Origin of the sequence: Levilactobacillus parabrevis, from assembly GCF_044051715.1 — a bacterium.
Lineage (GTDB): Bacteria > Bacillota > Bacilli > Lactobacillales > Lactobacillaceae > Levilactobacillus > Levilactobacillus parabrevis.
The window spans coordinates 734,718-754,104 of the sequence record NZ_CP168688.1; the positions used below are offsets into that span (position 1 = coordinate 734,718).

Annotated in this window: 19 protein-coding genes; 5 read left to right on the forward strand and 14 right to left on the reverse strand. The window is 46.2% G+C overall.

Annotated features, from left to right (window positions below; all coding sequences use genetic code 11):
* Positions 1-110 precede the first annotated feature (110 nt).
* The 8 genes from ACEPSU_RS03560 to ACEPSU_RS03595 form a co-directional block, all read right to left on the reverse strand.
* A complete protein-coding gene (locus ACEPSU_RS03560; RefSeq protein ID WP_395322844.1) occupies positions 111-644 on the reverse strand; it encodes a hypothetical protein in 534 nt (177 codons plus the stop codon).
* A complete protein-coding gene (locus tag ACEPSU_RS03565) occupies positions 631-1,266 on the reverse strand; it encodes an ATP-binding cassette domain-containing protein (RefSeq protein ID WP_260340156.1) in 636 nt (211 codons plus the stop codon). Before ACEPSU_RS03565 ends, ACEPSU_RS03560 begins: the two co-directional genes overlap by 14 nt.
* A gap of 9 nt (positions 1,267-1,275) precedes the next feature.
* Complete coding sequence (locus ACEPSU_RS03570; protein ID WP_395361594.1) at positions 1,276-1,977, reverse strand: hypothetical protein; 702 nt, start codon at positions 1,975-1,977, stop codon at positions 1,276-1,278.
* 19 nt (positions 1,978-1,996) lie between these two features.
* Positions 1,997-2,695 (reverse strand): hypothetical protein, encoded by a 699-nt coding sequence (locus ACEPSU_RS03575; RefSeq protein WP_395322845.1) that lies wholly within the window; start codon positions 2,693-2,695, stop codon positions 1,997-1,999.
* A 416-nt stretch (positions 2,696-3,111) separates the two neighbouring features.
* The gene (locus tag ACEPSU_RS03580) at positions 3,112-4,284 is read right to left on the reverse strand and encodes an IS256 family transposase (RefSeq protein ID WP_057879063.1); all 1,173 of its coding nucleotides are present in this window, start codon (positions 4,282-4,284) and stop codon (positions 3,112-3,114) included.
* Between the two features lie 104 nt (positions 4,285-4,388).
* On the reverse strand, positions 4,389-4,826 hold the full coding sequence (locus ACEPSU_RS03585) for a hypothetical protein (protein WP_395322846.1): 438 nt from the start codon (positions 4,824-4,826) through the stop codon (positions 4,389-4,391).
* Positions 4,827-5,104: 278 nt separating this feature from the next.
* Complete coding sequence (locus ACEPSU_RS03590; protein WP_056944246.1) at positions 5,105-6,025, reverse strand: IS30 family transposase; 921 nt, start codon at positions 6,023-6,025, stop codon at positions 5,105-5,107.
* Positions 6,026-6,445: 420 nt separating this feature from the next.
* Positions 6,446-6,880, reverse strand: a complete 435-nt coding sequence (locus ACEPSU_RS03595) for a MarR family winged helix-turn-helix transcriptional regulator (protein WP_395322847.1) — start codon at positions 6,878-6,880, stop codon at positions 6,446-6,448.
* A 108-nt stretch (positions 6,881-6,988) separates the two neighbouring features.
* Between ACEPSU_RS03595 and ACEPSU_RS03600 the strand changes: the two genes are divergently transcribed.
* Positions 6,989-7,459 carry a hypothetical protein gene (locus tag ACEPSU_RS03600; protein WP_395322848.1) on the forward strand — a complete coding sequence of 157 codons (471 nt, stop codon included), beginning with the start codon at positions 6,989-6,991 and terminating at the stop codon, positions 7,457-7,459.
* A 142-nt stretch (positions 7,460-7,601) separates the two neighbouring features.
* Here ACEPSU_RS03600 and ACEPSU_RS03605 read toward each other — a convergent pair whose 3' ends face one another.
* From ACEPSU_RS03605 to ACEPSU_RS03620, 4 genes are all read right to left on the reverse strand, one after another.
* The gene (locus ACEPSU_RS03605; RefSeq protein ID WP_395361596.1) at positions 7,602-8,213 is read right to left on the reverse strand and encodes a helix-turn-helix domain-containing protein; all 612 of its coding nucleotides are present in this window, start codon (positions 8,211-8,213) and stop codon (positions 7,602-7,604) included.
* Between the two features lie 347 nt (positions 8,214-8,560).
* Complete coding sequence (locus tag ACEPSU_RS03610; RefSeq protein WP_395361598.1) at positions 8,561-10,510, reverse strand: M13 family metallopeptidase; 1,950 nt, start codon at positions 10,508-10,510, stop codon at positions 8,561-8,563.
* Positions 10,511-10,785: 275 nt separating this feature from the next.
* Positions 10,786-11,289 carry a MarR family transcriptional regulator gene (locus ACEPSU_RS03615; RefSeq protein WP_020090022.1) on the reverse strand — a complete coding sequence of 168 codons (504 nt, stop codon included), beginning with the start codon at positions 11,287-11,289 and terminating at the stop codon, positions 10,786-10,788.
* An 809-nt stretch (positions 11,290-12,098) separates the two neighbouring features.
* Positions 12,099-12,983: a hypothetical protein gene (locus tag ACEPSU_RS03620; protein ID WP_395322851.1), complete on the reverse strand. Its 885-nt coding sequence runs from the start codon at positions 12,981-12,983 to the stop codon at positions 12,099-12,101.
* 219 nt (positions 12,984-13,202) lie between these two features.
* Between ACEPSU_RS03620 and ACEPSU_RS03625 the strand changes: the two genes are divergently transcribed.
* From ACEPSU_RS03625 to ACEPSU_RS03635, 3 genes are all read left to right on the forward strand, one after another.
* Positions 13,203-13,628 (forward strand): universal stress protein, encoded by a 426-nt coding sequence (locus ACEPSU_RS03625; protein WP_260339532.1) that lies wholly within the window; start codon positions 13,203-13,205, stop codon positions 13,626-13,628.
* A 742-nt stretch (positions 13,629-14,370) separates the two neighbouring features.
* Positions 14,371-15,489 carry a YibE/F family protein gene (locus ACEPSU_RS03630; protein WP_395322852.1) on the forward strand — a complete coding sequence of 373 codons (1,119 nt, stop codon included), beginning with the start codon at positions 14,371-14,373 and terminating at the stop codon, positions 15,487-15,489.
* On the forward strand, positions 15,486-16,268 hold the full coding sequence (locus tag ACEPSU_RS03635) for a YibE/F family protein (protein WP_260339675.1): 783 nt from the start codon (positions 15,486-15,488) through the stop codon (positions 16,266-16,268). Before ACEPSU_RS03630 ends, ACEPSU_RS03635 begins: the two co-directional genes overlap by 4 nt.
* Positions 16,269-16,438: 170 nt before the next feature.
* On the opposite strand, the gene ACEPSU_RS03640 is transcribed toward ACEPSU_RS03635, so the two are convergent.
* Positions 16,439-17,509, reverse strand: coding sequence for an N-acetylmuramoyl-L-alanine amidase family protein (locus tag ACEPSU_RS03640; protein WP_395322853.1), 1,071 nt, complete (start codon positions 17,507-17,509; stop codon positions 16,439-16,441).
* A 226-nt stretch (positions 17,510-17,735) separates the two neighbouring features.
* Positions 17,736-18,239, reverse strand: coding sequence for a Fur family transcriptional regulator (locus ACEPSU_RS03645; RefSeq protein WP_020090014.1), 504 nt, complete (start codon positions 18,237-18,239; stop codon positions 17,736-17,738).
* Between the two features lie 447 nt (positions 18,240-18,686).
* On the opposite strand from ACEPSU_RS03645, the gene ACEPSU_RS03650 reads away from it, so the two are divergent.
* Positions 18,687-19,373, forward strand: coding sequence for a VIT family protein (locus ACEPSU_RS03650; RefSeq protein ID WP_020090013.1), 687 nt, complete (start codon positions 18,687-18,689; stop codon positions 19,371-19,373).
* The last annotated feature ends 14 nt before the right edge of the window (positions 19,374-19,387 follow it).

Genomic DNA, 19,387 nt, shown 5'->3' on the forward strand with positions numbered 1-19,387 from the left:
TATGTTGCAATTGCTGATGCAAGCTCTTGATAGCAGCTGCTATAGCTCTGATGAGAGATCAGCATGTTTAAAGACCTGAATTAATCTAGAATAAAGTCGGCACTTGAAACCTATAAATCTATAAACATGGAATACTTTGTGTAGTGCTCAAATTTATCATTATCCGGTATCAAAATACTTAGTCGAGCAGGTGCAGTTCTGTATTTATAGTTAAAAGAGGGCGTCGTAAAATAGAATTTTGCGATTTTACTTTTTCCATCATTCAGTTCTTTCATCGTGTAGCGAGTTCCGTTGGCATTTTTCATCCACTGACTCATATTACTAAAACCATAAGGAATATTAATCCAAATGCTGTTGAGAATATTGGAGTTTCCTTTAATGGCACCATAATTTCCAGGTGCTAGCTGCTTAATTCGCATTGTGACAGCGGCACGTTTTTTATCTGCACCGGTTGACGTCACGACCTTTAAAACCTTGAATCTAACTTGGGGGGCATTTACCCACTTGTTCTGGGAAAATATTTTTTCACTCACGGGATGCTTAGACCCACTGTTTATTCTTGTGTATTGCCAGACGCCTGCACCGATTAAGCTCAAAAATACGAGGATTACGAGGCCATATAGTGTTAAATTATGCTTCTTCATCTATTTTGCCAGCCTTTACCTTTATTCGCTGTGAGGTTATGCTTTCTAAAAATTCACGATCATGAGATGTAATTAGAAATGTTGATCCCGTCAAATTCATTTCACGAATATAGATTGTTAATTTCTGGATGCTTTCTTCATCCAGCGCATTAGTGGGTTCATCTAAGACAATTAATTCACAGCTTCCTAACATCGCCTGGGCGATACCCAGCTTTTGTTTCATGCCTAGCGAAAATTTTCTAACCCGATTCTTTTTATCAGTAGGTAAGTCGAATTTATTCAGCAAATTTAAAATACTGTCTTCATTGACGGCCCCTTGTAATCTAGCAATGAGCTCAAGATTCTTAAATGCTGAAAATTCTTCTATAATGCTGGGAGATTCAATCAATGCACCGGCTCTAATTGGGAATCGACTACTTACTGACACCAATTCACCGTTGACCTTAACTTCACCAGTTGTTTTGATTAGCCCTAAGATGGATTTTAGAATCAAGGTTTTTCCAGAACCATTGATTCCTTCTAAGGTTGTAATGCTACCTTTTTTAACAGTTAGGGAGACATTGTCCAGCAAGGTTCTACCCTTTACGACTTTACTGACATTAGTCAATTCAATTAAGTTCATTATTTTCTCTCATTTCATTTCTAATTTTCCATAGATTGACACATATGCAATGCTCAACAGTAGGGAGCCAATCAGTAGTTCAATAATTGAGGTATGAGGCATTACCATTCTTCTTGAAGCCATTGTCAGATTCAAGGGATTTAGTGTGTTTATTGAAAATACTGTATATACAACGAGAAGTGTTGGCACAAGTAGCAGAAGAATTTTAGCAATCCAGCCGCACAGTTGCTGAAGTATGAGAAGAGATAATAGTGACATGAACAATATAAAATTAAAGGTCAAATAGTATTCAATCAAATTATGTTTTAAAAAGCCAGTGAATCCTAGAGAAGTGAGATCAACTAAAATCATGGTTATTTGGACTACCCCCATATAACCTAAGACTAATAAGACTAAGAATGATAAGTTAATTAATCCTACCTGATTTTTGGTGAATCTCTGACTTTTAATTTGTGAAAATAGCCTTTGGTGAATCTGATTAAAACTATCACCTATAATAAATGTGGGCAACACTAATAATAGTATCCAGAAAATCGGTAGGTAGAGTTGACCTGCCTTAATCATTTCAAAACTTGGACCATTCGTAGTAGCTTCTAAAATGGAAGTATCAGAATGAAACCGTATTTTTAAGATGATAATTGTAGCGACATAAATTCCAATAAGCCATAAAAAACGTTGAAGGACATGTGACGCTAAGTATTCGAATTGCACGTACATCAATCTGGCCACTTTAATAATCCCTACCTTTTACAATAGCGTTTAGAATCGCAGAAATAATGTATAGCATTGGTAACAAACTAAGACAATTAATCAATTTTGCTAATGGTGTCTCGAATTCCGTGAATCTCCCCAATGGCATACTAATTCCTATTTGATGTAGACTGAAGAGCAATAGGTTGAGCGATATGGCAACGAAGATGCCAATTGCTTTTTTTTCAGTTAACATGAGTCCAATTAGGGCGATAAGTACCAGAAAAAGTTGGGTAAAGTAGACTTGGACCAGGCCTAGTAGGAGAATAGCTAAAGTTTGAGGATTTGTAATCGTTCCTAGACCTACGAAGCTTGTGGCTGTTAACATCGCCCACGGCGCCCATAAGAGGAACTGTGCTAGAAGAGATTGAACTAGTATCTGATAAAATAATATTTGTCGTGTTCCAATGGTTAAATAGTCAGTGAACCGATAGCTAATGTGTGATACAGCAATCAAAGAGGTAACCAGTAAATAGATAAGACCGATTGCAAACTTACCAAACATTTGTGTATATACAGTGGCAAACATCATTGAACCGCTGGTGAATACAGTTGGCTCGCTAATAATGGTTATAAATTTAGACGTTACGATCAAGAGAACTATGATATTGGCGATTCCAAATGCCTTGAAGTAGAGGGGCATATATTGTACTTGTTGTTTAAAGACGTTATAAATCACTGAGTTTTTTCCTTCCTAACTTCAGAAGCACTGCTGTGATCCCAATGGTTACAGTTGTTGTGGCTAAGGTTGTACCAAGACTGACGTCTGACATCGCGGTTTGTTTAAGAAAATCCGCAGGAGATAGGCTATACGCTGTAACTTGCAAGCCTTGGAATAGCAGTAAGGCCATTTGTAGCAACAGTCCAATGCTGAGGGAGAAAAAACGATTACGCAGTATTAATGATATAGCGGTCGTAAACAGAGCGTATAGTCCTCCCCAAAGGAAGACCATTGTTACGTTCAGCAAGTAGTGAATAAAGGGATGGTTGTAATACAGTGATACTAGTAAGGTATTTCGATTAATGACTAAAATATTTTGGTTGGGAGTGTCAAATTTTTTGTGTAAATGGAAGTCCTCTCCCATTAGCTAGCTTCTAATACATGGATTCTAACGTATCTTGAATTTGCTTGAAACCTCGATGCGTTCGCTCAAAATTTTGGCCGTTGTAGTCACGAATAACTGTGACCAGAACGCGTTCTAGTGCTGGTTCATTTGGAAATTGTTCTTTCTTCTTTGTCTGCCGTTTTAGCTTCTTGTTGAATGATTCAATGAGATTTGTGCTGTAGATGCTACTGCGTATCGCAGCTGGAAAAGTGAAACAGGTCAAGAGATGAGGATTATTTTCTAGCTTGCCCGTTACTTTTGGATACGCCTTTTGCCACTTGTCTATGAAGTCAGCTAAGGCCTGTTTTGCGTCGTCCATGGTAGCTGCTTGATGGATCAGTTTGAAGTCGTTAAGGACCTCTTGTCGGTCCTTAGTTCGAACGTGAGCTTCAATGTTCCGACTGACGTGGATCAGGCACTGCTGGAGCTTAGCCTTAGGGAAGTGGTCACCAATTGTGTTGGTAAGGCCGACTAAGCCATCGGCCACGAATAAGAGGACTTCTTTTACACCACGCTGCTGAATGTCCACGAGAAGCTCTTCCCAAACGGTACTGGATTCAGTTGGAGCGACTTGGTATGCTAGGACCTCTTTCATACCATTTGGTCGAATGCCAATGGCGATATGCACGGCTTCTTTAGCCACTGAGTCCCGGCGCAGAGGTAAGTATGTTGCGTCCACATAAATGACTGCGTAACGACTCGCTAGAGGGCGCGTCTTGAAGGCGTTGACCTGTTGGTCAACGACCTTCGTGAGGTTTGAAACCGTTTGTGGTGTGTAATGAGCACCATACATTTTCTCAATCAAATCCGCGATCTCACTAGTGGTAATCCCTTTTTCGTAGAGCTGGACAACCGTCGCTTCTAAACCATCCGTTTGGCGTTGATAGCTTGGAATAGTTTGCGTATTAAAGGCGCCATTTCGGTCGCGTGGAACCTCCAAGTTTAGTTCCCCATACTTAGTTTTAAAGGTTCGCAGATAATGCCCATTGCGTGAATTGCCGCTGTTAAAGCCTTGGCGGTCGTAGGGTTCATAACCGAGGAACGATGAAAGTTCCTCGTGCATTAAATCATTGATGGCCGTTTCCAAATGTTGCCGAAAAACTTCGTCCAAATCTTGCTTTTGTGCTAGTGCTGCCATAATTTCTTTGTTAAACTGAGTCATGGGGAAAGCCTCCTATGTCCTATGAAGTGAGTGTGGTTGCTAACTATCATAAGGGAGAGGCTTTCCCTTTTCAATTGCTTATTTTTCTATTTACACATAATTATTTAAACACTCTTTTGGTTTAATAGATTATCTGGGAAAGTGCTAGGTACCTTTAATGCAATTGCTGTAAAGTTGAATAGTAGGGGTAATGTGACGATTAATCCACCTAGTAGAAAAGATAAAACGTAGTAATTTCGAAGCACTTGCTTCAACGTGTTTTTCAACTTTACCTGCATGAAAAAGCCACTAGTTAGGTCTTTTTTTAGCAAAGTGGCTGCCGGCATTGCAGCAATTAGTGGTAAGAGCAGGTAATAAGCAATTGGGGAAAAGTTAAAGTTATCGATCCCCATCCATAAGGTGTATGGGGAAGAGTGAAACGGGTTAGATTGTTGGGTAAATTGCTGCAGTATTTGATAAGCTTGAATACTTGGAAGAAGTAGCGCGATAATAAATATAGAAGATAATGTTCGCTTATTTAGCCGATGCCATAAGGTTAACAACTGACGTCCTCCAATCTAATTATTGATTTGCGTTTATATGTATAGTGCGGGGACAAGGACTATTATTTATATCTGGTGAGCATTGTCTGAATTCCGGACACCATCTGCACCTCGTACTATACAGAAGTTATTTAGACATGCAAAGGGCATAACGACTGAATCCGAGGGCCCTATAAGTATACTTATATAGAAAGTGTATACTTATAGGATGCTGCAACATTGATCTATTTTTACACTTTTTTATTGGTGGGAGATTGCAAGAATTATCCGAACACTTATTAGAACCTCATCTGTTCCCAGAAGACCTCTAATGGTGTACGCCAATTCAAGCATTCTAATGGCATGGTGTTCATTTTCCAATTGATATCGACCAGTTCTTCATCAGTAATATCTTCGATGGGCCGCCCTTTAGGAACAAAACGCCGTAATATTTTGTTTCGTTGCTCATTAGTTCCACGTTCATGAGGAGAATAGGCATGCGCAAAGTACATAAGCTTGCCCGTTTCGTCTTCGAATTCTTGATATTTGGCGAATTCCTTACCATGATCGACCGTAACGGTTTTAAAGTTATCTCCCAACAAGCTAGCAATATCCACTAATACAGCTTTCATCGCACCACTATCGCGTCCAGATAAACGGCGAGTGATGGTTAAACGTGAGGCGCGGTCAACCACTGTGGCCAAAGCTTGACCTTTCTTTTTCCCGGATAGAACAGTGTCCGCCTCGAACTGACCAATCGTCTTGCGACCGTTGTTAGTTCGCTCTTCAATTGATCGACCACAAGCAGCCTTACCGCGAGTTTCATGGCTACGCTGGTAACGAATAGCTCTATCAGGCAACTCCTCAGAGGTGATTTCTAAGCGGCCCTGAGCTAACCAATTATAGAAGTTTCGCTTAGCCTCACCGGTTAATTGTGCAATTTGTGCAAAAGAGAGATGCCGTACACGAATCCCCTCAGTAATAAAATCATTGAGATTTGCGGTCAAGTTGGTTTTTCTTCCCCGCTGAGTGCGACGCGAAGTTGTTTGATTCTGAGCCGCCGTAGCAGAGTATGGCTGGTCCCGTAAACGATGTAGTTCATAAGAGATGGTCGAGACGCTCCGATTAAGGTGTCGCGCAATTGATCGCAGTGATTTTGCGGAATCATGCCAATCTTGGATGACAGCTCGTTCTTGAAATGATAAAGTAGACTTACTCATAGAGGTTCTCCTTTGATAGTGTTGTGGTAATTCTATTAAAGGCCTCTATGGGCTTTTTTGTCTACAAGTGTTCGGTTATATTTTACAATCTCCCTGGTATATGTGTATTTTGGGTTTGCTTTAAAAAGTTAAAACCAGACTTTCTGATTAATGGTATATGCCGGCTTGATAATCTTAGTGAATTTGACTATGACTAAAAGTCAAACGATATTCATAAGCTTGGTTACAATTATCTTTATATCTTTTTTTGAAATTTATTTTTTGCGAATTCTATAATCAAGTTAGCTACTTAGCAGTTGACCCCATAGATACCTGCGAGGGAAACTTTGCTGTCAGCTCTTGTTCTCAAACTGAATTGATTATGAAATAAGTGACGCCCCGAATCCGTTAAGATTCGAGGCGTTTTAGGTTGGTGTTCTTCTATTTCGACTGATCGAATTTCTTGGCCCGGTTGCTCCAGGCTTCCAGTTCGGTGAAGACCGTTTCAATGTCAGCGTCTGGAGTGTCCTCGAGGACTTGATCCCAGAGAGACTGTTTGACCTGACGAATCGTCTTGCAGGCAGCTAAGCCTTGGGGAGTGATACTGACCCAAGTCGTGCGGTGGTCGGTGTCGTCAGGGGTTCTAGTGGTGTAGCCGGCCTTTTCGAGTCGGGTCATTTCACGACTGACCAGTCCCTTATTGATGGCGAGTTCGGTCGTAATCTGCTTGGCCGTAACCCGGTCGTGTTCGCTGATGAAGAGTAGAAAGTTCGCATTAGTACCGTTGATGTCGGGCAGCGTAATCTCGCGGTTCATGGCTGTCTGAAAGCGACGGTGGAGTGCTCCAATAAATTTCCCAATTCTAACGATGTCCAAGACAACGGCCTCCTTTTTTATTCAGTATAGCATAGAATATGGTTGACAAATAAACTAAATGCGACTATTCTGTAATAGTTGCTTTATCAACTATATGGAGGATCTAACATGACTTTTAAACAGCGATTGCTTTTTACTTTATTATTATGTACCGGTATGGCGGGCAGTATGAGCTGGTTAGGAATGGCAGCTAACGCGGGCATTAATCTCACGATGTGGCGGGTGTACTTGCTGTCGATCGTTCCTACAATTATCTTTGCCTTTGTCTTCAATCTCTTGATTGCCAGTACCCTGAGTACGTTGCTGATTAAATGGTGGACACGGGGGATGGCTAACGCAGACGCGATTCACCTTAAAGCCGGGACGATTCGTAGTTGGACGATGCTATTGGTAATGTGTTTTACCATGAGCACGCGCGCCTTGATCATGAATGGCACGCTGGGTCACATGACGGCGGTGCAGTTCATTCTCAGCTTCTTTGAGACGCTGACCTCAGCTTACTTTATCCGGGAACTCTTCATCATGCCGGCAGTTCGACGGATTATGGCGCGCACCCACGGCACGCCTAAGCAGGGATAGTTGGCAACGCTTCGTAGTAGAGTGTTTCGAAAACAATCAAATTGTCAAAAGATATCGTGTAATACTAAAAGAATCCGTAAGATTGACTAGTTAGCCATTCTTGCGGATTTTAGTCGTTTATAGGTTAGGTGTGAGCTGAAACTTAGTGGAGCTGTGCTGATCCCGAGGCCTGATGATGGTCAACTACCGTAAAGAAAAGGGCAAACCAACACGTGACTGCAAAGGCGATGAAGTCGGTAGTGAGATTGGAATTGTTGGTCAACCAGGCCCAAATCGCACCAATCGTTCCAACAATGGCGAATACGATAATCCAGGGGCGGCGTCGTAGCCGACGAGAGTTGTCGTTCTCCTGGTTCAAGGTGTCGGAAAACTCGCGCAATTGTCTCAAGGCGAATAGGTTGAACATGGCGACGATAAAAAATAGAAAATTAGTGGAAGCAAGTTGATCCGCAAAGAGTAAAGCGGTCATGGAAATAACGTTGACGATGGTTAAGTTGCGCAGAGGTTGTCGAATGGCTTCAAAGACCTCTGGTTTGCGCAGGGTGTCCGCCATCCCGTGATCCTCTTTGAGTAGCGTATCCAGTGATAATTGGTACAGGTCGCTGAGTGCAATTAGGCTATCGATGTCTGGATAGCTGTGGCCGGTCTCCCAGCTGGAAATCGTCTGGCGCGAGACGTGGAGTGTGTCTGCGACTGTTGCCTGAGTCAGTTGTTCTTGTTGCCGTGTTTGTTTCAAACGTTCCCCGAATTTCATGGTGGTGCCCCCTCCGATAAGTGACTTTAGCATAGCAAAATTTGGTGGAATTGCCTAGCAAAGATTCTAAGCATCCTTGATATGACAGTGTTTGACCGGCTTAGATGGCTAGAAGCATGATGCTAGCGAATGCAAATTGTGGGGCGGTAGTTGAACCCTGGTTTAGGGGAGTCGTTGCGGAGCTTCAGCTGTCAAACAATTTCAGAGCAACAAAATAGGGCCACGACGGTTGTCGTAGCCCTATTTTGCTGGCGTATCTGTCACCTTTACAGAGACTTTACACACGGCTATCGCTAGCTATGCTATAGTGATTGGTACAGACCAAATAATTGATTTAATTTCAAAGCTTACCAGATCTTTACCCGGTCGGCTGGTGCCAAGTACATGTCGTCACCTGGTTGAACGTTGAAGGTGCTGTAGAAATCAGCGAGGTTCTTGAGTTGCACGTTGGCTCGCAACTTGGCTGGCGCATGCACGTCAATCGATAACAGTAATTGCATGTATTCGGTCGTGGCTTTCATCCGCCAAACGTTACCCCAGTTGATGAAGAAGGCCCGCAGGTCAACGTCATCTTCGGACTTAGCGGCTTCAAGCGCACAACTCAGGCCGCCAGCATCGGCAATGTTTTCGGAAACAGTTAGCTTCCCGTTGACCTTCTGGCCAGCGAAGTCGATCCCGTCAAATTCGTTGATCATAGATTTAGCCAAGTCTTGGAAGTGACTGAGGTCGGCATCCGTCCACCAGTTGTTCAGGTTCCCGAATTCATCGAATTGGGCACCGTTGTTATCAAAGGCGTGGGAGATTTCGTGAGCGATTACGGCGCCGATTCCCCCATAATTAGCGCTGCTGGATTGTTCCAGACTGTAGAATGGTTTCTGCAGGATGGCAGCGGGGAAGACGATTTCGTTATTGGTAGGGGAGTAGTAAGCGTTGACCGTGTTGGCACTCATTTCCCACTTGTCACGGTCGACAGGCTTGCCCCAGTGAGCAAAGTGGTCGGCGAGGACAATTTCGCTGAATCCTTGTAAATTATCGAAGAGGGACTTGCTGGTGTCGACCTTGAATTTGGCGTAGAGTGGGTCAACCTTATCGGGATAGCCGACCTTAATCGTTAACTTTTGTAGCTTAACCACGGCTTTTTCACGCGTTGATTGGCTGAGCCAGTCGTTGGTCTTCAGACGGTTCTGGTAAACGCCAGCCATCTTAACGACCATATCGTGGACGTCTTGCTTCGCCGCTTCACCAAAGTATTTACGACCATAGTAGTCCCCAACAACTTGGGAGAAGCTTCCCATGGCCAGGTAATAGGCAGCCTTTTCTTGAGAACGGGCTTCCTTCTTCCCGGAAAGAGCGCGGCTGTATGTGCCACCGACTTGACGATACTCTTCGGTCAGAAGACCAGTTGCGTCAAAGGCGGTGTTGACCAACATCCAACTCTTAACGGCGTCGAAGTTCGCTGGTGTCAAGATATCGTTAACGGCATCGAAGAACTTTGGTTGTGGCAAGATAACCGTTTCTGGGGTGTCGTGCAGCAGGTCAGTAATGGCCGCAGTCAGGTCAAGCGCGTTGACCTTGGCATCAACATCGGCTAACTTACGTGGATTGTAGATCTTCACGTAGTCGGCAGCTTCTTCAGAGGACTTCACGTGTGGCGCGATTTGGGCATCGAAGGCCTTGGCTTGTTCGACAATTTCGGCAGCTTTAGCGCTGTCATAGCCGAGCATTTCCAGTAACTTCGTCGCCGTTTGCGTGAAGATTGGCATCAACTGCTTAGCAGCTGGATTGTCCTTACTATAGTAGGTTTTGTCGGGCAAGAAGAGGTCCGGTGCGTCCACGTACAGGGCGTACTGGCTGGTGTCCTTCATGTCGGGTTCCACACCCACGCCAATTGGCACGGGTAAGCCCAAACGATGCCATTCAGCTAAATGAGCGCTGAGGTCATCGAAGTCCTTGAGCGCTTCAATTTTAGCCAACCAGGGCTTGAGTGGGGCAGTGCCGGTGGCTTCACGTTGGGCAAAGTCGCTGGTCATGCCGTAGAGTTTCTTGAACTCCGCCATTTCGGGATTTGCCGGCGTTAATTTGCCCGCTAAGAGGTCACTGAAGTCGTGCATCAGAGTGTGTTCGATGTTGTCAGCCAGGTCCATGAAGCCCCCAGTCAACGCATGGTCGCCGGGGATGGTAGCCTGAGCGGCCCACTTGCCGTTAACGGCGTCGTAGAAGTCCTTGGTCAATAAGGATTCGTCCACTGGAAAGTCATCAGCGGAAGGTGCATCAGAAGCAAAACGATTAATACGCATAGGAAATCCTCCTTAAAAATAGTCATTAGTGACAGGTTAACCCATTTGCAGATAAAAGGGAATTGATTTTATCATGAATCTCTCATAAACCCAACAAAGACAATAATAACGGGGCCGGAACGCATAGTTCTGACCCCGTTATCCCCTATTCCGATGACGGAAACTGTATGCTTGTGGTAGCTCAAAGACTGTGTGGATCTTAACGTGACGGGCCGCTTTCCCCATCGGGCGTTGGTGGTTGTCACGTTAACTGGCAGACGATGGTGGTGATGAATCTATTCACCACCGAGGGCCTTCCGCTTTGCGTGCAGGATCGGCCGTTGAAACTTTGGTCGAGTTCGATCCCAAACCGCAATGTTTTGTTGGTACTGGGTGAAGAAGTCGGTGATATCTGCCGAAGTCAGACTGGTTGGAATCTGATTCCAAGTTTCGGCACTTTGCAGGAAAGCCTGGCGAATGTCATGCTCTACGGTGGTCCCCTTGTCGGTCAACCGCAGGTACTTCACGCGGCGATCGTCCATCTTGGCTTCCTGTTCAACGAATCCGTCCAATAGCAGGGCCCGTAACTTGCGAGCCGCAGCCGAACGGGTGGTGCGAGTGGAATCTGCCAATTCACTGAGCGTAATATTACGTTGCTCATGAATTTGTTTCAGCAACAGATACTGTTCAAAACTAACCGAGTACTGACCGGTAATTTGTTCCGCCGCATTGATCAACACCCGAAAAATTTCCCGATACTGCCGTAGAAAATTTTCAAATACTCTTTCTTCGTTTTGCATAATAACTCCCCCTTGAAAACGAATCTAGCCGGTTTAGTAAATTTTGACGCGCAAAATAACCGCACCTATTCACTACCTCAGCATACCGTTATTATGCCGCCTGATTGCTAGGGATAAAAATGATTGCGCTTAGGGAGGAAGGGTTAGGACAATTCAGTTTGTTATCTGGTTCAGGGTATACGCTAACTAACTTTATCCCAGTAGCTATTGTTCGTGAGACTTGTGGGCAACTGTCGCCTGCGGTAGCCAAGAATTCCACCTGATGTGGGACCGGTCCAAGCCAAAGGGCGATCTTGAACCTCGACTTGAAACCTCATCAAGACCACGAGTTTCCAAGCTCGTCCCATGGCGTAAGAGCGGGAAGAAGCGAGCGCCCGTCCTAACGCCATCGATATGGCTGGTTACCTCCTTAGTTACCTCCGGCTAAACGCGTCGTTCACATGAATCATCGGGCGGTCACTGGAATGTAGGTGGCTGGCGTTTGTCTGACAATTATGCGATGAATTAGTCGTTGAAGATTAGCTAATGATGTCGTTGTAGAGGTTGCGATATATTTGAGGGTAGCGTCGCCGGAGGATGTCGGGGTGTAGCCAGCCGTGACGGCGGTGTTAGACCGGGTGGTTCTTCCCGGCCTTACACCGTGGGATGTGTTTGAAGACTTGCATGACTTTTGCAAGGCTTCAAACCAAGCCGAAAGCCCGTTTTTTGGCTGTAGGCGGTCCCCATGGCAGGCGGAACCTCGACAGCTGCAGGCGACCGACCGTATGAAAAAAAGCTCAGCGGTAATATCCACTGAGCTTCGTTGATTGTTATTTTGTCATGTAGATGTAGAGGTGATCCGTTGAAAAGCCGGTATTGAAGCGGATACCATTGGACTTGATAGTCTTGGTCGTCGTGGAAGAGCTGTTCTTCTTAGCGTCCTTCAAGACTTTTTCAAACTTATTGATGACGTACTTTGGCTTGGCGTTCAGTGTGCTTCCCAGCAGAGCGAAGGTGGTCCCGAATTTCTTTTGGCCCGTCTTGGTCTTCATCTGCTTGGTTGGCGTAATCATGGCTAAGCCCATCAGCTTGCCATCTTGAACGTTGGCCCGCACCGTGGTGTACTTGGTGTTGACGAGGTTCTTCACGCCGTCTTTGGTCGTCGTTGGCAGGAGGCTATCCTTGGCCTTCTTCTTGGCCGTGGCCATTTCGGCTTGTAACTGCTTAGCGGCGGCTTGTTGCTTTTGAGCGGCAGCCGCGGCGGCCATTGGGTCGGTCTTAGCTAAGGCTGTCATTTTTTTCTTGGTTGCGGCCTGATTCTTTTGGGCGGATTGGAGTTGTTTTTGCACCTTGGTTGGTAAGTAGGTGCCGATAACCATCTGGTTGTACTTGGCGGCAAGCTTCTTGTAATTACCTAAATCCTTAACCTTTTTGACGGTAATTGTCTTCTTGGCGCTGCCGGCGGTAATCTTCACAGTTTGATCCTTAGTGGCAGCGGGGACTTGAAAGAAATAAGCGCTACCGCTGGTCTTGACCGTTTGTTTCTTGCCATTGTCAATTTGATAGCTCACCTGTTTGGCACCAGCCGTCCCCTTAACAACGGCAGTCAGTGCAGTTGGGCGGTAAGTGTTCTTCTTCGTGGTGACTTTATTATTCGAGCAGCCGGCTAGGGTTAAGGCAAGCAACCCCAGGGCACCCAACAAAAACTTCTTCATTATTTTGGAAACCATCCTTCTATTATTGAGTCGTTTGATTAATCTTACCACAAACCGTAAGGAATGCCAGAATGAGAATCAGCTAAACATTTACCCAGAACCCTAAAATTCTCGTGAAAATTTGTGCATTTACCTTTTCACGAGGCGTAATTATTGCTATGATAAAGGTGTTGAAAGCGATACCACATTGATGGTTTAATATGGAAAGGACGGGATATCATGTATGAACGGATCTTAGTACCAATGGATGGGAGCAAGAATGCCCACAAAGCACTGGTGGAGGCGACCAAATTGGCGCAAAAGCTTGGATCGAAGTTGTTCATCGTTTCCGTCGCTAGTGATCAGACCTATGCCCACTACGGCGCGGAATTCGGCAGTGAAATTGTGACCCACTTCAAGGAAGCAGCTTCCAAGTTCTTGGATACCGCTGTTGAAGAAGTGAAGCAGGCGGGTGTGCCCGTTGAAACACGGTTCAAGACGGGACTCCCCAAGCCAACGATTGCCGTAACCTTGCCAGAAGAGCTCAACACGAACTTGACGGTTATTGGCCGTTCCGGCTCACACGGTTTAGGGCGGGCCATCATGGGATCCACCACGAGCTACGTGGTTCACAATTCTAAGACAAGTGTATTAGTCGTAAATTAATAACGTTTTAGGGATCTGGCGACTGTCAGGTCCTTTTTATTTTGTGGGAATTTTAGATGGGAAGGGAGGTTGGCGTGTATTCGTAAAGGGCAGAGGGGTAGTGTCATAATTGTCAAGTGCGTTTGCCCTAACACTATGTAAAGCCGCAGGGCTGGTGAAAATGGGCTCAGCTGTGGGAATTATCTTAGCGGCGAGGGTCATGCCGGTTAGATAATTGGGTGGGGGGAAGACGCGGTTTTAAGCGGCTTACTCCCAAGCCTAAAGACCGTTCTTTGGCTTTAGGCGTCCGCCCTCAGCGCCACAGCCCATTTTCACCAGCCCGGAGGCACTTAAAAAAGACTGGACAAAAATAAAACGCACTGACAATAAATGTCAGTGCGTTTTACGGTAAGGCGTCAGATTTACTTTTTGTTCTTTAACCAACGTTGTAAGTCTGAAATTTCGTCGCGTCGCTTCCGGTCCTTTTTACGGTTAACCTTCCGACGACCTTGAACGCCATTTGGATGTGCTTTTCTCATTGTAAAAACCCTCGCTTAATTAAAATAACAATCGGGTATCATTCTATCGTTAATCCACACAAATTGCAAGGGCTGCCTAGGATTCTCCAATAATTCACCCCCTGGTAGGGTTGCTAGAGCAGCGATTCATGTGATTTGGTTAAAATTTTTATTGGGCCAAAAGTAACCCCACGGAAAGTGGTATATTGGATGCAACGCGTCAAAGGTTGGAAGGGACAGGGATTATGCAAGGCTTACTTAAGAGAAGAAAGGTCACCCTTGGCCTGTGGGTGCTGGTGTTACTGATCGGGGGTCTGCTCGTGTGGGCAACGCATCACAACGCGGGTCTCTACAGCGATCCCATCATGCAGGTGACTCGTGTCCAGAAGGGGCAAGCTACCAAAGACGAGGATGATTTTCACAACGTGGATTACCAGACCAAGCAGAAACTGTATGGTCATATTCTGAATGGTAAGTACCGCGGACAAAAGCTAACTGTTACCAATACTTATTCACTTTCAGGAGCGATGGATCAGCGTTACCGCAAGGGTAGTCAGCTCTTCATCGTCGTTCATCAACATCAACACGGTCAGCTGACGGCCACGGCTAAGGACGCCAAGCGGGATACGGCACTGGTCTTCATGCTGTGGCTGGTCGTGGGCCTACTACTGCTGATTATGCAGTTCAGTGGGTTCATGGCGTTCCTCAGTGTGGCGCTCAACGGGGTGCTATTCCTGATGGCCATCATTTTAAATGGCTCGACGCAGGGTGCCCGGGTGCTGTGGATCTTTGGCAGTCTCGCTGTGGTCTTCGCGGCCCTGACCCTATGGCTAGTTATCGGCGCCAACCGGCAGATGCTGATTACGCTGGCGACCACGTTGGGAGGCACGGCGCTGTCGATTATCGTGGCGCTACTGGTCTTTCATTTCACCCACGAGAAGGGGATGTACTACGAATCCATGCAGTACGTCACCCAACTTCCCCGCCCGTTGTTCTTGGCCGAAACGTTATTGGGATCGTTGGGAGCTGTCATGGATGAGTCGACCGATATTATTTCGTCGTTATTCGCCCTAAAACGGGAACGGCCCGAGTTGTCAGCCACGCAGGTCTTTAAGTCCGGCCGACAGATTGGAAGTACCATCATGGGGCCGCTGATCAACGTGCTCTTCTTCATCTTCGTGGCGGATACCTTCCCAATGGCAATGCTCTATCTGAAGAATGGCAATAGCTGGGGCTACACCTTCTCGATGAACATGTCGATGGGAGTCGTTCAAAGCCTGATCAGTGGGATCGGAATTGTGCTGGCGGTGCCATTAGCGAGTTATCTGGCTAGTCGCTTCATGGAAAAGAAGGTGCGCGCATGAGTACGATTAACGTTTTAGGTTTGATTCTGTTGATCCTGATGGTACTCGTCGGGGGCAAGGCCGGGCTTCAATCGTTTCTAGCACTCCTCTTGAACTTCGGCCTGCTCTTTCTCGCCATCGTGCTGGTGGCCTTTCACTTTCCGCCATTGCCCGTCACACTAGTGGTGGGGGTGCTGGTCCTGGCACTGACCATCTTCATGAGTAGCGGTGATGATATGTCGAGTACCGTGGCGTTTTTAGCCTCGGCGGCAGTGCTGGTCATTCTCGTCTTACTGATTGTACCGGTCGAACACTGGGCGTTGGTCCAGGGATTCGGTCCGGAAGACAGTGAGGACTTGGAGGGGTTGTCCGTGCTGGTCGGGATCAACTTTGTGCAAGTCACGACCGCTACAGCCATCCTGAGCACGCTGGGGGCCATTGCGGAGGCCGCTATGGCCATTGCAGCGGGCCTCAGTGAAATCCTCGAGCAACACCCGAAAGTGTCTACCAGGGCGCTCCTAGGGGATGGTATCGCCGTGGGCAAGCAGATTATCGGGACCACCTTCAACACGCTGTTCTTTGGCTTCTTCGGGGGCTTCTTGGCGTTGTTCATCTGGTTCACGGGGGTTCACTACTCGTTTGGTGAGATTCTCAACGATAAAATCTTTGTGTCGGAAATTCTGATGATCCTCTTTGCCATGGTCAGCGTGATCCTGACGGTACCAATCACCACTTGGGTGATGACCCGAGCGGTTGCTGGTCAGCGCAAGCGTGCGGCGAAACAGATGAGTGGAAAATAGAATTATTTGTAAAAAAAGCCAGATAAAGCTTGAGTAAGTACAGTGCTCAGGCTTTATCTGGCTTTTTTTCGTGTAATCGGCAAGGGGGATTTGGAGCTATAATTTGCCCATAAGTTCAATAGAAAAACGCGGCTGGAATAATTTCCAACCGCGTTCGTAATCGTTAAAATTTAGTTGCTGTTAGAGCTCGAGCTTACGCTAGAACTACTGACAGATGAAGCGTCATCGGAACTTGCGCTGGCACTCATGGCCGTGGCAGTAGTTTCCGTTGGCACATCCTTCACGCCATTCAGATTCCCAGAGTAGACCCAGTAACGCGTCTTGCTGGTGGTGTTCTTAGATGGCTTGATTCGGTACCAAGTCGAGCCAGTGCTCTTCTTGGCCGTCATGTCGACGTAGTAAGTCTTGCCAACCTTAGGGGAGATCTTTGACCAACTTTGGCGCTTAGCGTTTTTGTTGGCACCCTTAACGTGGTTGTACAGGTAGTACTTGGTGTACTTGCTACTCAACTTGGCTTGCTTGTTAACGGATGTGTAATCAGCATTAACTAACTTGGTGTGCTTAACGTTCATCGCGTTGTAGTACTTCTTGACCATCTGGTAGAACGCAGCCATGGTGTACTTCTGACCAAAGTAACGCTTACCAGTGGTAGAGTAGTAGCCAACTGGGTCGGTGTGTGAAGAGCCACCCAGGTTCTTAGCAACGGCACCGTGAGACCAAACTGTCCCTTTACCGTCGTAAGCGGCATCGTTAGGTTTCAGGTTGTATTCATTCAACAGGTAAGCCGTGTACCAAGCCGCGTTAGAAACTTCGTGAGCAAAGGCAGACTTGCTGTGAACTTCAACTTGTTCGAATTGAACGAAGCGGGCGTTCCCAGGGAAGCCAACTCCCCAAGCGAGGTAGTCGGTATTGGCAATGTTGATGATCCGAGAACCATCGACGAAACTGTGAACGAAAGCGTTATTGTAGTTACGCTTCATGTAAGCAATTTCGTTGTAGATGGTTGAAGATGGATTGGCCGTTTCGTGAACGACAACACCTTCAGGCTTAGCCTTACCATGACGATACTTATTCTTTGGAAAACCATTCCAAATGGACTTGGTAATCTTAGCAGGCTTAATATTTTTACTGTTGATATAATCGTTCACCTTGGAGCTCGCGTTAGCCGTCGTGGTGTTGGTCATTCCGAGAACGCCAACAACCCCTAAAGCGGCCAGTGCGGTCAATACTACTTTATGCATCTTCACCCTGATCATCCCTCAAATCTTTATATTATACTGCGGCTGTGACGCCGCTCAGTCGATATTCTTCGTTATCAACTATATACAATATCAGTGGGTACGACAACCGCCGGGCTGGGCTAAGACTGTAATATTACGCGATTAATATCAATACTGACGGGATTTGTTTAGGGTGTTTGCAAATACATTAAATGTTTACGACACCTGTAATGTGGCTGTAACATTGCTATGACAGCGGTTTCGAGCCGTTGGCCGCCCAATTTTGCCGGCTGGGATCAATGTGGAGCTTCTGCTGGCATTCGGGACACAGACCGTAGACTTCGACGTGGTTACTGGTAATCAGGTAGCCAGTCTGAGCCGCCGCCTCGCTATTCAATTGCTGTTCAATCTGTGGAAAGTCAGGAGCGAAGACGTCCGTGATCTTGCCACAATTTTCGCAGATAACGTGGTAGTGCGGTCGACCGTAGAAGTCGTAGCGCAGGCCGCCGTTATCGTTAGGCAATTCGATGACGACACCCAGGTCGACTAGGAGATTCAAGGTATTGTAGACTGTCGCCATGCTCAGATTGGGGAGCTGGTTGGCCAGCGCATTAAAAATCGTATCCACCGAGGGATGATTGTGATGCGTGACGAGATAAGTCAAAATAATTTGCCGCTGGGGCGTGACCCGGACGTGATGGTCCTTCAGGGTCTGTAAGGCTTGAGTCAACAATTGCTGTTGCGTTGCCATGATACTATCCCTCCTTAGTTTTAGTGATGACATGGTGAAGCACCTGTGGTTGTCAGGCGTTCGAATGTCGCGTTGATTCTTAAGTTGTCTTGAGAATCATTTATTTATAATCACTCTAGTTTGCCTCTATTAAACCACACTTTGACAATACTTCCAGTTTTATGCCTCACCGTAGGATCCTAGACGGCTGAATTGACTGACTTTGATTTTTAGAGTTTACTTTTAGAGGTAACCTGAGTACAATGTATTTGTTAGTAGATGATAATGATTCTAAATTAAAACTAAAATCATTGACGAGATGGTCACAAACTATGATGATACCACAAGTTTTGGGACTCGCGACAGGCTACTTACTAAAAGTTGAGCCACAATTTAGTTTGTGACACCTAACTTTTATTTATAAGAGTGTTAAAATAATAGACGGATATTATTTGGGGGCGGATAGTTATGAAGAAAGAGAAGAAAACGGCAACGTTGGCTCAGCGAATCAACGTTCTACGAGCTAGCGTGATGGGTGCCAACGACGGGATTCTTTCCGTAGCCGGGATCGTTGTCGGGGTGGCTGGTGCTGCGACGAGTAGCTTTGCCATCTTTATTTCCGGGATTGCCGGCATGATTGCCGGGACCGTGTCGATGGCCATGGGGGAATACGTCTCAGTCAATGCGGAGAAGGATGCCCAACGTAAGGCGATCGAAACACAGACCGTGGCGTTGGATAACGATTACGAAGGTGAGTTTGCTTTTGTTAGGGACAAATACTTAGCGAGTGGGATTCGTCCGGAGCTGGCCGATCAGGCGGCTCGGGAAATGATGAGTGAAGATCCCCTCAAGACCACCGTGCGGGAACGGTTTGGATTTAACGTAGGGGAGTACACCAATCCTTATTCAGCAGCGATTGCGTCGATGATTTCGTTTCCAACTGGTTCGATTCTGCCATTAGTCTCAATTACGTTGTTGCCTGAGCAGTGGCGAATCATCGGGACGTTTATTGCCGTGATCATTGCGCTATCAATTACCGGCTACACGGCTGCCATTTTGGGCAAGGCCAACCGGTGGAATGGGACTAAGCGTAACGTCATTGCTGGAATTTTAACGATGCTGGTCACATACGGCATCGGCAGTTTATTTGCATAGAGGGGGGCCGATTC